14 protein-coding genes and 1 pseudogene are annotated in these 13,978 nt (G+C 69.4%); 10 read left to right on the top strand and 5 right to left on the bottom strand.

Features of this window, described 5'->3' with window-relative positions; genetic code table 11:
- The first annotated feature begins 51 nt into the window (after positions 1-51).
- The gene (locus IE275_RS27770; protein ID WP_189714164.1) at positions 52-885 is read left to right on the top strand and encodes an inositol monophosphatase family protein; all 834 of its coding nucleotides are present in this window, start codon (positions 52-54) and stop codon (positions 883-885) included.
- Positions 886-925: 40 nt separating this feature from the next.
- On the top strand, positions 926-1,522 hold the full coding sequence (locus IE275_RS27765; RefSeq protein ID WP_189714163.1) for an NADPH-dependent F420 reductase: 597 nt from the start codon (positions 926-928) through the stop codon (positions 1,520-1,522).
- Between the two features lie 134 nt (positions 1,523-1,656).
- On the opposite strand, the gene IE275_RS27760 is transcribed toward IE275_RS27765, so the two are convergent.
- The 3 genes and pseudogenes from IE275_RS27760 to IE275_RS46165 form a co-directional block, all read right to left on the bottom strand.
- Positions 1,657-2,346: a type 1 glutamine amidotransferase domain-containing protein gene (locus IE275_RS27760; protein WP_189714162.1), complete on the bottom strand. Its 690-nt coding sequence runs from the start codon at positions 2,344-2,346 to the stop codon at positions 1,657-1,659.
- A gap of 92 nt (positions 2,347-2,438) precedes the next feature.
- Positions 2,439-3,035 carry a TetR/AcrR family transcriptional regulator gene (locus IE275_RS27755; protein WP_189714161.1) on the bottom strand — a complete coding sequence of 199 codons (597 nt, stop codon included), beginning with the start codon at positions 3,033-3,035 and terminating at the stop codon, positions 2,439-2,441.
- A 60-nt stretch (positions 3,036-3,095) separates the two neighbouring features.
- A pseudogene (locus IE275_RS46165) lies at positions 3,096-3,393 on the bottom strand (transcriptional regulator); the annotation flags it as partial.
- A gap of 239 nt (positions 3,394-3,632) precedes the next feature.
- On the opposite strand from IE275_RS46165, the gene IE275_RS27750 reads away from it, so the two are divergent.
- From IE275_RS27750 to IE275_RS27715, 8 genes are all read left to right on the top strand, one after another.
- Positions 3,633-4,226, top strand: a complete 594-nt coding sequence (locus tag IE275_RS27750; protein ID WP_189714160.1) for an RNA polymerase sigma factor — start codon at positions 3,633-3,635, stop codon at positions 4,224-4,226.
- Entirely contained in the window at positions 4,223-4,603 is a 381-nt protein-coding gene (locus tag IE275_RS27745) for a hypothetical protein (protein ID WP_189714159.1), read from the top strand. Before IE275_RS27750 ends, IE275_RS27745 begins: the two co-directional genes overlap by 4 nt.
- A gap of 19 nt (positions 4,604-4,622) precedes the next feature.
- The gene (locus tag IE275_RS27740) at positions 4,623-4,760 is read left to right on the top strand and encodes a hypothetical protein (protein WP_189714158.1); all 138 of its coding nucleotides are present in this window, start codon (positions 4,623-4,625) and stop codon (positions 4,758-4,760) included.
- Between the two features lie 529 nt (positions 4,761-5,289).
- Complete coding sequence (locus tag IE275_RS27735) at positions 5,290-6,984, top strand: right-handed parallel beta-helix repeat-containing protein (RefSeq protein WP_189714157.1); 1,695 nt, start codon at positions 5,290-5,292, stop codon at positions 6,982-6,984.
- A 308-nt stretch (positions 6,985-7,292) separates the two neighbouring features.
- Positions 7,293-7,778, top strand: a complete 486-nt coding sequence (locus IE275_RS27730) for a VOC family protein (RefSeq protein ID WP_189714156.1) — start codon at positions 7,293-7,295, stop codon at positions 7,776-7,778.
- 162 nt (positions 7,779-7,940) lie between these two features.
- Positions 7,941-9,413 (top strand): amino acid adenylation domain-containing protein, encoded by a 1,473-nt coding sequence (locus IE275_RS27725; RefSeq protein WP_189714155.1) that lies wholly within the window; start codon positions 7,941-7,943, stop codon positions 9,411-9,413.
- A 600-nt stretch (positions 9,414-10,013) separates the two neighbouring features.
- The gene (locus tag IE275_RS27720; RefSeq protein WP_189714154.1) at positions 10,014-10,502 is read left to right on the top strand and encodes a hypothetical protein; all 489 of its coding nucleotides are present in this window, start codon (positions 10,014-10,016) and stop codon (positions 10,500-10,502) included.
- Positions 10,503-10,832: 330 nt separating this feature from the next.
- Positions 10,833-11,915: an amidohydrolase family protein gene (locus IE275_RS27715; protein WP_189714153.1), complete on the top strand. Its 1,083-nt coding sequence runs from the start codon at positions 10,833-10,835 to the stop codon at positions 11,913-11,915.
- Between the two features lie 123 nt (positions 11,916-12,038).
- Here IE275_RS27715 and IE275_RS27710 read toward each other — a convergent pair whose 3' ends face one another.
- Complete coding sequence (locus tag IE275_RS27710; RefSeq protein WP_189714152.1) at positions 12,039-12,806, bottom strand: polysaccharide deacetylase family protein; 768 nt, start codon at positions 12,804-12,806, stop codon at positions 12,039-12,041.
- Between the two features lie 31 nt (positions 12,807-12,837).
- Complete coding sequence (locus tag IE275_RS27705; protein WP_229870626.1) at positions 12,838-13,929, bottom strand: acyltransferase family protein; 1,092 nt, start codon at positions 13,927-13,929, stop codon at positions 12,838-12,840.
- Positions 13,930-13,978: the final 49 nt, after the last annotated feature.

Here is a 13,978-nt window from a genome sequence, read left to right as displayed (position 1 = left end):
TCGAAGATTTCGCCCTCGCCTTAGCCCCCCTGCCGAGATGGGAGTACCGCCATGCCCGAATCCATTCAGAACGCTGGTAGTGCCACAGTCACCGCTGCCGCGTCCGACGCCGACCTGCTCGCGCAGACCGCGATCGCCGTAAGCGCGGCGGGATCGGCACTGCGCGAGCGGTTCGGCGGCGTGGTCCGGTACCGGACGCGCGAAGAGCTGATGCGCGCGCTCGCCGCCAACGACGGCGCGGTCCTCGATGTCCTGCGGCCACGCCTCGCACTCCTGCGGCCGAAAGCCGGCTGGGTGGAGGCAGAGCTCGAGGGCGGGGCCCTGCCTCCCGGCGAATGGTGGGTCGTGGATCCGGCCGAAGGCAACGTCAATCACCTGCACGGCCTCCAGGAGTGGGCGGTGACGGCCACGCTCGTGCGCGAGAACCGGCCGGTGCTCACCGCGGTCCACCTGCCGTTGACCGGTGACACCTACACCGCGCTCGCGGGCGGCGGCGCCTACCTCGACGGCCGGCCGCTGCGCGTTTCCGAGGCCACGGACCTCGGACTGAGCCTCGTGGCCACGAGTCAGGCCAGGCCGGACGAAGACGAAGCGATCGTACGGCGCATCGGCTCCTCGATCACCGCCATGCTGCTCGACGCCCTGGTGGTGCGGACGTCCGTGCCCGCGACCCTGCACCTGCTGAACGTGGCCGCCGGTCGGATCGACGCCTTTTGGCAGTTCGCCGGGGCTCGGGCGGACCTGCTGCCCGGCGCACTGCTCGTCGCCGAGGCCGGCGGACGCATCTCCGACGCCGAGGGCCGCCCCTGGACACCGGAGAGCGCGAGCTTGCTGGCCGCCGCGCCCGGTGTGCACGCCGATGCCGTCGCGACGCTCTCGCGCTGACCACCGCAAGAACGACAAGCACCGGAAGGCCCAGATCAACATGACCATGATCGCCGTACTCGGAAACGGCCGCGTCGGCGGCAGCCTGTTCGCAGCCCTCACCCGGGCCGGGCATCAGGTGACCGTGGCGGACCGCTCGCCAGGCGCTGCCACCGACGCCGCCCGGGCAGGGCAGATCGTCATCAACGCCACGCCGGGCGCCGGCTCGCTGGAACGGCTCCTCGCGCTGCGCGGGGAGCTGGAGGGCAAGATCCTCGTGGACGTCTCCAACGCCACCGTCGACGGACCGGACGGACTGCCCGCCAACCTGCTCTACCCCGGCTCAAGCCTCGGGGAGCAACTCCAAGCAGCGCTCCCGGGCACGCGCGTCGTCAAGACGCTCAACACCATGCTCTACACGGTGATGACGGCGCCCGCCGCACTCGCCCAGTCGCCCACCGCCTTCCTCTCAGGCGAGGACGCGGAGGCCAAGCAGGTCGTCCACGGGCTTCTCGAAGACCTCGGCTGGCACCGGGAGTGGATCACGGACCTCGGCGGGATCGAGACCGCACAGGCCGCCGAGGCCGCAGTCCTGTTCGTCCCTCATGTGATCCGGTCCAGGGGGTTCGCGCCCTTCGCCGTCTCGATCACCCGCTGACGCGCATCATGCCCGGATGGATGTGGCCGCCGACCGGGTTGCGCTGCGATACGGGGGCCGTCCGGACCGGATCGGCACAGCGGCCACCCGGCCCGAACGGATGCGGAGACGACCGGTGCAGGGCGGTGAGCCGTTCAGGCGCCGACTGCGTTGGTCAGCTTGATGAGGGCCTCGGCTGCCGGGCCCGAGGATGCCGGGTTCTGGCCGGTGATCAGGAGGCCGTCCGCCACGACGTAGGGCTGCCAGTCGCCGATCTTGGAGTAGACGGCGCCGAGGTGCTTGAGTTCGTCCTCGACGAGGAAGGGGACGATCTCGGTGAGTGCGACTCCTTCCTCCTCCGAGTTGGTGAATCCGGTGACCTTCCGGCCCTTCACCAGCGGCGTGCCGTCCTCGTTGACCGTGTGGCGCAGGACGCCGGGAGCGTGGCAGACCAGCGCGAGCGGCTTGCCCGAGCGCAGGGTCGTCTCGATCAGACGAGCGGAGTCGGCGTCCTCGGCCAGGTCCCACAGCGGGCCGTGGCCGCCGGGGTAGAAGACGGTGTCGAAGTCCGCCGCCGAGACGGAGTCCAGGCGCACGGTGTTCGCCAGCGCCGCGGTCGCCTCCGCGTCGGACTCGAACCGGCGGGTCTGCTCGGTCTGGAAAGCGGTCTCGTTGCTCTTGGGATCCAGCGGCGGCCGGCCGCCCTTGGGGGAAGCGAGGGTGATCTCCCAGCCGGCCTCCTTGAAGTGGTAGTAGGGCGCCGCCAGTTCCTCCAGCCAGAAGCCGGTCTTGCGGCCGGTGTCGCCGAGCTCGTCGTGTGAGGTGAGGACGATCAGGACCTTCATGCGGTTCTCCTATGAGTAGACCGGTCGACTAGTGACCGGCGGGAAAATGCCCCTGATCCGGCGGTTCCCGGATCAGGGGGCGTTGACCGCCCCTACAGGTGCAGGAGCCGGCGGGTCATCGCCGTGGTGGCGTCGAGGGGTTCGAGACTACGGTGGATCTTGGCCATGACGCTGGCACCGAGCCACATGTCGTAGAGGATCTGGGCCGTTTCGCGCGGCGCGCCGTCGATCACGATCGATCCGTCCGTGAGACCGCCGGTGATGGTCCGCTCGAGCCGGTCGACGATCGCGCCCGTCCCCTCCTTGAGTGCCAGCCGCATGGGCTCGGACAGGTCGGAGACCTCGGCTCCGAGCTTCACGGCGAGGCACTTGCCCTGACACTCGTCGAAGCTCTGCGTTTCCCGCCACAGCTGCCAGTAGGCCATCAGGCGCTCGGCGGCGCACCGGCCGGGCTGCGCGAGTACGCGGTCCATGTCGGCGAGGTACTCGTCGAAGTAGCTCTTCAGCAGGGCTTCGCCGAAGGCGTCCTTGGAGGCGAAATAGTGGTAGAAGGAGCCCTTCGGCACGCCAGCCTCCGCAAGCACCTCGTTGAGGCCGACCGCGGAGTAGCCCTTGTGGGCCATGATCCGCCGGGCGGCGTCGAGGATGTTCCGACGGGTGTCGGTGCTGCGTGCTGTGCTGGCTGGCATGCCTCCGACCGTACTCCCCGAATAGACCAGTCGTCTAGTTGGCGGAGCGCTTCCGCAGCCGCCGTTCCCTTCCAGCGCGGCCAACAGGTCTCCCTGCCCCGGTCCGGCCAGCTCCGTGCCGAGCTCGTGGGCCTTTCGGTGCAGGACCGCTCGGGCCGGTTCACCGGTGGCCTCGGATTCCTCCAGCGCTTGGGCGAGGAGCCGTCCGGCCAGCTCGTAGTGCCGCTCGGGCAGGCTGACGGTGACCTGCTTGCTGGAGCGCGGCCTCGGCGGCCTCGTCGCGGCTGACCGGTCCCGGCCGGCGCACGACGTGGTCGTAGAGCCTCCTGCGGGTCGGCTCGTCGAGTGCGGCGACGGCTCAGACGCCGGGGCGGGGTGCTTTCTGCGAGGTGAATCCTTTTCGGACCTCCCCGCCTCTTGTCTGTGTACCGGCCGAACGGGCCGGCGGAACCGGGAGGAAACACCCATGATGGTCACTGGCCTCGTAGTGATCGGCGCCCTGCTCGTGGGCGCGTGCAGCTGGCACCTGATGCGGCGTTACAAGGGCCGAAGCTGACCGGCGCCCGGGCACGGAACGCCTCCCTGTATGAGTAGCAGATGAACCAACGCTTCCCCTGGCCGGACGAGCGGCTGATCAAGGCCGCTCAGGACGGCGACGTCAGGTCGCTCACCACCGTCGTCATGGAATCGCAGCCGCACGTGCGCAAGTTCGCCCTGTCGCTGTGCGCCTCACCGCAGGACGCGGAGGACGCGGCGCAGGAGGCGCTGATCATCCTCTACCGGAAGATCGGCACCCTGCGGGCCACTGGCGCGCTTGCCTCATGGATGTTCCGGATCGTGCGCAACGAATGCCTGCGGCAGGTACGACTGCTCGTCTCGCGGAGCGACGAGGCGTCGGCCGAACCGGACGCGTCCGCGGAACCGTCCGCCGAGGACGCGGTGCTGCACAGGCTGGAGGCGGAGCGGATCGCGGCCGCGGTCAGTGCTCTGCCCCGTGACCAACGGCAGGTCCTGATCATGCGGGACGTCCAGGGCCTGCCCGGCAGAACCGTCGCCCATGCGCTCGGCCTGAGCAACGCCGCGATGAAGTCGCGGCTGCACAGAGCACGCGCGACACTGCGTCACTCGCTGACGGTGAGCGACCAGGTACCCGATCAAGCCATCGGCCAACCAGTCGAAGGAGACTCATGACCGTGCACACCGTGGAGCCCCGGCAGGGGGCGAAAACCCGGGCCGTCGCACAGTCCGCGGCGCCCGAGGTGAACTTCGCCAGCAAGTCCGTCCCGCGCCATCTGGCGCGCGGCGCCATCGGCTTCGGGCTGATCATCGGCTCGATCGCCCTGATGCCGGTCGCCGGCCCGGCCACCCTGCTGGCCGCCCCGCTGGCCCTGATCGCCTTCCGCGGCTGCCCCACCTGCTGGATGGTAGGCCTGGCGCAGACCATCTCCCGCGGCCGTCTGGAGCGCCAGTGTGTGGACGGCGTCTGCACCCTCACCAAGGCGCACACGGCAGCGAAGGCCGCGGAGGAACCGACGTCCGACATCACCGTCCCGACCGCTCTCCGGTGACCATGCCACGGCCTGCCCCGTGGACCGCGAGCCCACGAACGCCCCCGTCGACTTCAACCGGCTCCGCGCGGCGGGCCACGCGAACATCGCGGCCGGCCTGGAGGGGATCTCCTACGAACCCCCTACGAACCCGTCCGCCGCCGGCTCGACCTCCTGAACCTCATCTGAACGGCAGCCCGCACGCGATCGACCGGTCGTTCCTCGATCGGTCGTTCCCGCGCTGCGCCGCCGACTCGGCTTCTACGGTGCTGGGCTCGGCCGGCATGACGTCGTCCCCGCGCCACCGGGGACGGATTCAGCGAACGACGCGGGTGTGCGAACACGGCGAAGCGGCGGCCCTGATGATCGGGGCCGCCGCTTTCAGGCGTGTTGCGGGGTGTGCGGGGACCAGCCGTTGGCCTGCCGGTGGTTCGGAGCGCTTACGAAGCACCGGCCACCGAACATGGAGCCTTGGTTCGAACGTGTGACCTTTCCGGGCGTTCGAGTAGCTCTGCCGCATCCCTGATTCCGTCGCGCGAAAAGTCGGCATGATCCTCACCGGGTCGGCAGCCCCCAACACAGGCGGCGAACCGCTTTGCCATCATGGCTGCCTTTTCCGGTCTGCCGCGAGGACCAAACAGGTGAGGAATTGAGAAACAGGTGAGGAAATGAGAAAGGCATACGCCTTCTTGCCGGTGGTCGCAGCAATGGCCGCAGCGCTGCCGGCCGCCCCCAGCTACGCCGCTTCCACGCTCATCGTTTCCGCCGGCGGACCGACGGCGACCTGCCCGAACGCCACCTACACGACGATCGGGGCCGCCGTGACCGCGGCAGTGGCCGGTGACACGATCCATGTCTGCCCCGGCACCTACAACGAGATCGTCGAGGTCACCAAACCGGATCTCACACTGGAAGGCGAGACCACTCTCCCGCAGAACTGCGACCAGTTCGTGGCGCCGGACCCGACGGTCGACTCCATCATCGATTTCACGAGCGCCACCGGCGAGGGGCTCGTGAACCTCCGGGAAGACAACATCCAGTTCCGGGGTTTCACGGTCCAGAACAACCAGGGCTCCAACCTCGGCGGCTACGGCATCAACACCTCCGTGGCCCACTCCGGCTACCTGATCACGAACAACGTGATCCAGGGCAACCCGGCGGGAATGTACTACAACGCGAGCGGCGCGACGCAGTCCGAGGTCGCGCGCAACTGCATCCGCCTGAACAACACAGGATTCCAGGTCCAGCCTGCGGCCGGCAACGGTATCTACTCCGACCAGGGCCTGGACAACGCGCTGATCGACAACAACGCCTTCTTCCAGAACAAGAACGGCGCGATCACCCTCGACAAGTACCAGAACACCGTGCGCGTCAACATCCATCACAACGTCTCGCACCAGGACGAATCGCTACTGAACATCTTCCGCTCGAACGACAGCCTGGTGACCGACAACCAGGCCGTCGGCAACACGGGGCCCGCCATCTTCATCGGAGACGACAACCACGTACTCCAGGTTCTGCGGAACAACATCCAGGGCGGCTACCACGGAATTCGCTCGGACACGTTCGTGCCTCTGCCGAGCGATCAGGTCCAGATCAGCAACAACACCATCCAGAACGTCACGCGCGACGGCATTTCCGTGGGCCCGAATTCGCTGACGAATTCCACCATCTCGGACAACAGCGTGAGCAGCAGCGGGCACGACGGCGTCCTCATCGAGAACAACGGTGGCAACGGCGGCAACACGGTCACCCGCAACGTGCTGCAGAACAGCACCCTGTACGACTGCGAGGACCTCACCACCGGCACCGGTACCGCCGGGACTGCGAACACCTGGACGGCCAACCAGGCCGCGACGAGCAACCCGGCCGGCCTGTGCCCCCGGAGACCGTCCCTGACGATCAAGAAGACGCACGTGGGGGACTTCACCGGAGGCCAGAACGGCACGTACACCATCACGGTCGGCAACGCCGGGCCCGGCTCCACGGACGGCAGCACGGTCACCGTCCATGACGTCCTCCCCCAGGGGCTGACCGCCGCGAGTCTCTCGGGCACCGGATGGATCTGCTCCGTGGCCACGCTGACCTGCACGCGCAGCGACGCCCTGGCCGCCGGGGCCAGCTACCCGGCGATCACACTCACCGTCGACGTGCCCTGCAACTGCGAGGTGGGTCAGGGGATCAACACGGTGACGGTCACCGGGGGCGGCGACAGCACCACGCACACCGCCACGGACCCCACCACCATCAAGCACGGCAAGCTCTGCGGGTTGCACAAGCCTCACACTCACCACTGGTTCCCCATGCTCCCCACCCCCTTCATCCCCTCCGTGCTCCCCAACCCCTTCATGCCCTCCATGCCCGCCATGCCCTCCATGCCTCCCCTGCCCGTCCGTCACTGACGCCGGCAGCCGTGGGTGGGCATCCACGGTCCGGAGCGCCGATGCGGCCGGCATGGTCGGACCTCGCAACTGGAGTCCGACCATGCTGCTGCTGCCACCACGCGCCCGCCTCGGCCCGAGCCGTCTGGAGGGCCACTTCGGCCGGTGAGCGGCACGGGACCGCGCCGCCGTCCCGGTTGCGCAGTGGCGCACGTGACCGGGTCCGCCCAAGGCATGGGCATCGGCGCTTGACCTCAATCGAACTCGAGCTTCTAGGTTCCTCCCAGAGCCGCGGGAGCCGACCGGCGGCGCCTTCAAGGGGGTTCGCCATGCCCGAAGACACCACCGAGATCGAGATCCCCGACCGCTACCGCTATGCGGTGATCCCGCACATCATGGTCGACGACGCTGCCGCGGCGATCGACTTCTACCAGCGCGCGTTCGGCGCCCGTGAAGACTTCAGGATCGACGCTCCGGGCGGCGGGATCCTGCACGCCGAGATCACCATCGGACGATCGGTCCTGATGCTGGGCGACGCCGGTGCGGGCGAGGCGGAGGCCGCCTCCTTCGCCGCGCCGACGTCACTCGGCGGACGTACGTCCGTCACGCTGCACGTCTTCGTGCCGGACGTCGACGCCCTGGCGGAACGCGCGGAAGCCGCCGGTGCCGAGATCGTCCAGCCGCCGACGGACATGTTCCACGGTGACCGCACCGTCATCCTCAAGGATCCTTCCGGTCACCTATGGGTATTCCTGACCCACATGGAAGACATCTCGCAGGAGGAGCTCCGGCGGCGCCTGGCCGCCGCCGGATGACCGACCCTCACATACGACATCGGCCCGATCGTCCGGGCGCTGTGAGACGGGCCGGGCGGTGAGACGGTCGGTCCCGGGCTCTGATTGCGACGTCGGCCCGGTGATCGGTGCCGGCCGCGGCCCGGCGGCGTCGCGTCGGAGCCCGCCTGACATCCTGGCCGCATGGACGACGACGACCTCGCTCCGATGCATCTCAACGAGGTGATGGACGGGCTGGCGGCAAATCCCGCCCTGCCCGCTCCCCTGGTCCGGCGACTGTTGGGATGGCGGCGGGGGATGGGGACGGTGGCGAGGCGCCCGGACCTCACCGAGGACATGCTCGTCGACATCATCGCGATCGACGACCCCTGGCTCCTTCACAGCCTGGCGCTCAACGACCGGCTGCCGGACCGGTTCCGCATCCGTCTGGCCGCCCATCGGGACAAGGCGGTGCGCGCCGCGCTCGTCATCTGCGCGGCGACCGCGCCGCGGGAGATGCTGGAACGGCTCATCGACGATCCCGAGCCACAGGTCCGCGAGTACCTGGCCCGGAATCGTCACACGCCGCCCGACCTCCGAGCCCGCCTCGCCACCGACCCCGCCCCCGCGATCCGGGCCGCGCTGGCGAGGCACTGGACCCAGGCGCCGGAAGCCGTCCGCCGGATCCTGCTCACCGATCCCGAGGCCGAGGTCCGCGCCGCCGCCTGTTCGACCTACTTCGCGCACACGCCTCATCCGGTACCGCCCTCTGACCTGCTGCCGGCACTGCTGGCGGACCCCGTGACCCGGGCGGGCGCAGTGATGCACGCCGTTCTCGACACGGAGGCCATCCGGCGGCTCGCCGCTGATCCGCACAGCGAGGTGCGCGCCGAACTCGCCCGGCATCCCGACCTGCCGCCGTCGGTCCGCGAGGTCCTCGCCGTCGACCCGGCCCTGAATGTCCGGGTGAAGGTCTTCGCCCGGCCCGACACGCCGGAGAACCTGCGGGCGGAGATCCACACCTCGGTCCACGAGCTTTCGCGTTCGACGGCCGACCCGAGCCCCGACGCCGACGACGCAGCAGTCCTGCAGTGGTATCAAAATGTCGCCGCACGCACGGAGTTGAGGATCCTGCGCCTGCCATGGGTCACGGCCGATCCACTGCCGCACGTCGACTCGCCCTACGTCAGTTTCCGGGTCTCGGCGGCCGCCAGCGAGGCCCTTCCCGCCGACGCGGTGGCGGGACTGCTCGACGACGAGGAGGAGATCGTCCGCCTCACCATGGCGCACACCGCCCCGCACCTGGTCGATCCCGTGACCGCCGAGAACATCGAGCGCCGGTACCGCCGACGGGACAAGTTCACGTTCTGGTGGGACAAGGAGGAGGTCCTGACGTTCCCCCCGGAGGCCCTGCGCCGCTTCGCCACCGACCCTGAGCCCCGGCTCCGCTCCTTCGCGCCCCGTGATCCGAACCTGCCGCCGGAACTCGCCGAGAAGCTGGCCTCCGACCCCGAAGGCCGCGTCCGCCGCGCGGTCGCGCCCCACCGCGGTCTGCCGCTCCCCTCCCTGCTCCGACTCCTCGCCGACCCCTCGGAGCAAGTCGCGGAGGCCGCCGCCGCTTCGCCGTTCCTTCCCGTCGAGCACATGGAGCGGCTGCTGACCCGGGCGGGCCTGTAGCCGTTGGTGCCGCCCGGCTCCGTCGGGCTTCGCACGCCTCGGTTGTTCTCCGAGGCGCTGGTGCCTGGTGTTGGCGTCGGCAGGGCACCTGTGGGTCAACGGGGGCCCGACTCTTGGCCGTTGGGCGTGGGCCGTGAGATCGTCCGCAGGTGACCGACGCCGCTGGGGAACCGCTCTCGACACGACCCGACGACCGCGTCGCGTCCGTTCTGCGCTTCGCGGTGGAACTCGTGGCCTGGGTGGCGACCCCTTGGGCGCTGGCCGGCCACTCGTGGCTGCTCGCCGCCCTGTCGGTGGTGCTCCTGATCGGCCTTCCCACGTGCTTCTCCACCCCGGGTGACAAGACGAACGTGATCATCGCGGTGCCGGGCTGGGTCACGATCCTCCTGGTGCTCCTCCAACTCGCCGCGGCCGTTGCCGCCTCCTGGCTGGCCTGGCCCGCGTGGGCGGCGGGCCCGGTGACCCTGATGGCCGTCATCACCCTCGTCACGGAGCGCCGGCGCTGGCGTGGCTGGCCTCTGAGAGCCGGCCCGCCGGCTGAAGCAACCCGCAACGGAAATCGGCTGGTCAGGACATCCCATCACGCTCCACGATGGGCGTATGGACCGGTTGTGGCACAGCGCTTGGCAGTACGTGGCGGACGTAGTCCCTCCCGAGGAACTCCCGATGCTCGCCGCGCATGCGCTTGTCGACGGGCGGGACTCCCCCGCCCTGCGCGAACTGGCCGGCCTGTCGCGCAGGAGCGTCGCGACCGACATCCGTGAGCTGTACGTCCAGGCCCTGCACGAACTCGGCATACCGCTGCCCGACGAGGAGACCGCGGGCCGATGTCTCCTGGTGAGCCTGGCGTTCGGCCTCACGAAGGGCGAACTGAGTCCCCAGGGCGTGGCCGACCGGCTGTCGATGACTGTTGCGGCCCGCACTCGGGAGGAGACACGGTTCCTCTCCGTCGCAGCGGACTACAGCGAATGGATCGGACCCGACGAACTCCCCGCGTGGGAGGACGAGCTGAGGACCGCAGCCCGCTCGTTGAGCACGTCCACCGACTTCGGCCCCGACCTCGGCGTGCCCGGCCGGCGACGCGACTGACCGATCCCAACGCCGCTGAGGTCCCCTTCTGGGGCGAGTGTGCCGGACCCCGCGGCACCGGAAGGCTCCGCAAGACCCTCCGGAGTGCTGACGGCTTCGACGACGTCTCCGGCGACCGGGCCAGGGGCGGGCTGCGGTTGTCGGACGCCGGTGTGCCGCCGACTGCTCCATACGACGGAATTCATCCCTCCGACGGCGCCGCCCGCCGAGGCCGAGCCACTGCGGGTGAGGAACCGTGGCGAGCAGAGGATGGCGCTGCGGAGGGAAGTTCGAATGTCGCGTTCGAGTCGGCCCCTGAGTCGGCGTGGTCTGCTCATGGCCGGCGGAGCCATGGCGTCCACGGTCGGCACCACTCAGAAGCCCCACGCTCTGGCCGGGGAACGGGACGGTTCGAGTGGCATCGAGGGAGGTGACGACGCCCGGCGGGCGAAGATCGACGTGCACCACCACTTCACCGCACCGCAATGGGTGGACTGGGCGGAGCGCGAAGGGGTCGTGCGACGGGAGGAACTGCTGTGGTGGGCGCGCTGGGATGTGGACTCCGCACTCGCGCTCATGGACCGGGTGGGGATCGCGACCGCCGTTCTGAACCCCACCATGCAGGACCGGTATCGCTCCGCGGCGCAGGCCAGGGACGGGCTGTCCGTCGTCTTCGAGGCAGTGACCGGCTTGATGCAGGAACACCCGGGCCGTTTCGCGTTCCTCTGCCCCGCCCTCCTGGATCACCCCGAAGTCACCACGTGGGCGCTCCGACGGGCCTTCGACGAATTCGGTGCCGTCGGAGTCGGTGTGAAGGCGAGCTACAACGGCGTGTACCTGGGGGATCCCTCGTACGACCACTTCCTCGCCGAGGTCGACGAACGTTCCGGGGTTCTCGTCACCCACCCACTCGATCTTCCGGGGAAACCACCGGGGGTGCCCACCGTTCCCGGCATCCCGAACTTCATGTGTGACTTCCTGCTGGACACCACGCGTGCCGCTGTCAACATGATCCGCACGAGAACGCTCGACCGGTATCCGCGTCTGTCCGTCGTCCTGCCGCACGCCGGCGGATTCCTTCCTCAGATCGCCACCCGTCTCGAGGCCTTCGGTGACTTCTGCACCCCGCCTCTCGAGGCAGCCCGTGTGCGGGAAGCCCTCCGCCGTTTCCACTACGACACGGCGGGCCCGCTCGCTCCGGCGTGCACTCTGGTGGAGACGGCCGGTGCCGACCGGATCCTCTTCGGCACGGACTGGCCGGCCGCCTCCGCCGAGGTCATCACCGGCTTCACGGTGCCTGCCGTCGAGGCCGACCGTGCGTTCACCGAGCGCCAGCGTCGCGGCATCTACCGCGACAACGCGCGGCGGCTCATGCCCGCGTTGGAGGGGGCCGCCCCCACCGGTCCCCGGGACAGGGACGGACGAAGCGTTTGACAACGGACAAGCAGCTCGGGGAACGCGCCCGACTCTCACCGCGGGCCGTGAAATGGCGCCTCTACCGGCTCTTCCCGCAAATCGGTTTCGCCTCCCCCGCGGCATTCAGGGACCCGCGCTCGCTCAGGGCCGGTAGACCATGCCCGGACGGAGTTTGGCAGGGGCGAGCAGTTGCGACACCGTGACGAGGGTGTAGCCGCGCTGTTCGAGCGCCTTGATGATCCCCGGGACGGCGGGCACGGTCCCCTTGTGCAGGTCGTGCAGGAGGATGATGCCGTCGCGGTGGGTCTGGTCGAGCACCCGCTCGGTGATGAGCGCCGAGTCGGTCGTCTCGTAGTCCTTGGCCGTGACGCTCCACAGGATCTGCGCCAGCCCCAGGTCCCGGCAGATCCTGGCCACGCCGCGGTCGGTGCGGCCCTCCGGCGGACGCATCAGGACGGGCGTGTTGCCGGTGATCTTCTTGATGGCGTTCTGCGTCCGGGCCAGCTCCTGACGGGCGTCGGCCTCGTCGAGGTCCGTCAACCTCTGGTGATTCCAGGTGTGGTTGCCGATTTCGTGCCCCTCGGCCGAGATGCGGCGCAGGATGTCCGGGTACTTCGCGATGTGGCCCTTGCCCTGCACGAAGAACGTGGCGTGCAAGCCGTTCTGTTCGAGGATGTCCAGCAGTTCGGGTGTCGTCGGGCTGGGGCCGCCGTCGAAGCTGAGGGCGACGCACTTCGCCCTGCGGCAGTCGACGTCTCCGGTCACCGATCCCGATGCCTCGTCCCGGGCGGCGCGCGGTGAGGTGTGATCGTATGTGGTGACGGTCAGCGCGACGGTCAGGGCGGCGGCCGCCGTTGTCGCGGCCGCGAAGAGTATGCGCGAGCGTCTTGTCCGCGTGCTGGAGGGCATACGTGACCTTTCTGCGGAGGGAGTTCAGGGGCTAGCGCGTGCGGGCGAGAGCCGGCTTCGAGGCGACGTCCCGCACCCGCAGGTCGAGGGACAGACGGTGCCTCAGCAGGCGTCCGAGCCGTCGCTCCACCGTGGTGTGGATGAGCAGGGACAGCCCCAGTACGCAGATGACGGACACCGCCATCGACGGCAGCGGCCCCAGCCTCGGCCAAGCCCGGAGCAAGCCTTTGGCCAAGGGAATTCCGATGCTCTGATGGACGAGGTAGAAGGGGTAGGTGAGGCCCCCGGCGGTGACCAGCCAACGCTGTCGCAGCCGCGTCAGCGGCCCGATGCCGGCCAGTGCCAACAACCCGAGGCAGCAGGTGAGTACGGCCGCGCACACGGCCCAGGAGGGTGGGCTCTCGCCCGGGGGCGTGGTCACGTGGTCGGCCACCCGTAGTTCGAGCACGGTGAGTTCGTAGGACCAGGCGAAGCCCAGCAACAGCCACAGCAGGAGGCTCTGTCCGAAGCGGTGCATGAGATGGAGCACGATCCCGGCGACGAAGAGACCGGTGTACCGGGTGAGAACGAATTCGTCGAGCAGGGGTGAGTGGAGTTCGAGCGCGATGACACCGGCCAGGAGCCAGGCCGCGCAGAAGGTCACCGTGCGGCGGTAGGACAGCCCGAGGACGAGGAGCACGGCCATCAGCAGGTAGAAGCGGGCCTCCACCCAGAGCGTCCAGCTGACTCCGGCGACCAGGTCGAGGCCCAGTGGTCCCGGAGCCATCGTCAGGTTGCCCAGGACGGTACGAGGGTCGATGCGGGTGCCGGCGGGCCAGTGGCCCAGCCGTGAGGCGAGGACGAGCGCGACGACCAGGAGCACGGCGCACCAGTAGGCGGGGAAGAGCCGTGCGATGCGGGAGACGGTGAACTGTGCGGGGGTGCGCCCCCAGCAGCTCATGCAGATGACGAATCCGCTGAGGGCGAAGAAGAACTCGACGCCGAGCCAGCCGTAGCGGCTGATCTCGTGCAGGAGGGGCGCGAAATCGCGGAGCTCGGTCGTTCCCCAGAAGTGCGGGGTTGGTGTGCCGAGGAAGTGGTACGCGGCGACCATGACCGCTGCCACCAGGCGGAGCCCGTCCATCGCGGCCAGGCGCGTCGGTCCGCTCCGCGGTTCCGGTGACGGTATGCCG

This window comes from Streptomyces phaeofaciens, assembly GCF_014648915.1.
Taxonomy (GTDB): Bacteria; Actinomycetota; Actinomycetes; order Streptomycetales; family Streptomycetaceae; genus Streptomyces; species Streptomyces phaeofaciens.
Note: the sequence above shows the minus strand (reverse complement) of the source record. Positions and strands in the feature narration are given on the sequence as shown.

Excerpts from the sequence above, each read along its gene's own strand:
- IE275_RS27770 (WP_189714164.1), top strand. The coding sequence starts at position 52 with ATGCCCGAATCCATTCAGAACGCTGGTAGTGCCACAGTCACCGCTGCC.
- IE275_RS27765 (WP_189714163.1), top strand. The coding sequence starts at position 926 with ATGACCATGATCGCCGTACTCGGAAACGGCCGCGTCGGCGGCAGCCTG.
- IE275_RS27760 (WP_189714162.1), bottom strand. The coding sequence starts at position 2,346 with ATGAAGGTCCTGATCGTCCTCACCTCACACGACGAGCTCGGCGACACC.
- IE275_RS27755 (WP_189714161.1), bottom strand. The coding sequence starts at position 3,035 with ATGCCAGCCAGCACAGCACGCAGCACCGACACCCGTCGGAACATCCTC.
- IE275_RS27750 (WP_189714160.1), top strand. The coding sequence starts at position 3,633 with ATGAACCAACGCTTCCCCTGGCCGGACGAGCGGCTGATCAAGGCCGCT.
- IE275_RS27745 (WP_189714159.1), top strand. The coding sequence starts at position 4,223 with ATGACCGTGCACACCGTGGAGCCCCGGCAGGGGGCGAAAACCCGGGCC.
- IE275_RS27735 (WP_189714157.1), top strand. The coding sequence starts at position 5,290 with ATGGCCGCAGCGCTGCCGGCCGCCCCCAGCTACGCCGCTTCCACGCTC.
- IE275_RS27730 (WP_189714156.1), top strand. The coding sequence starts at position 7,293 with ATGCCCGAAGACACCACCGAGATCGAGATCCCCGACCGCTACCGCTAT.
- IE275_RS27725 (WP_189714155.1), top strand. The coding sequence starts at position 7,941 with ATGGACGACGACGACCTCGCTCCGATGCATCTCAACGAGGTGATGGAC.
- IE275_RS27720 (WP_189714154.1), top strand. The coding sequence starts at position 10,014 with ATGGACCGGTTGTGGCACAGCGCTTGGCAGTACGTGGCGGACGTAGTC.
- IE275_RS27715 (WP_189714153.1), top strand. The coding sequence starts at position 10,833 with ATGGCGTCCACGGTCGGCACCACTCAGAAGCCCCACGCTCTGGCCGGG.
- IE275_RS27710 (WP_189714152.1), bottom strand. The coding sequence starts at position 12,806 with ATGCCCTCCAGCACGCGGACAAGACGCTCGCGCATACTCTTCGCGGCC.
- IE275_RS27705 (WP_229870626.1), bottom strand. The coding sequence starts at position 13,929 with ATGGACGGGCTCCGCCTGGTGGCAGCGGTCATGGTCGCCGCGTACCAC.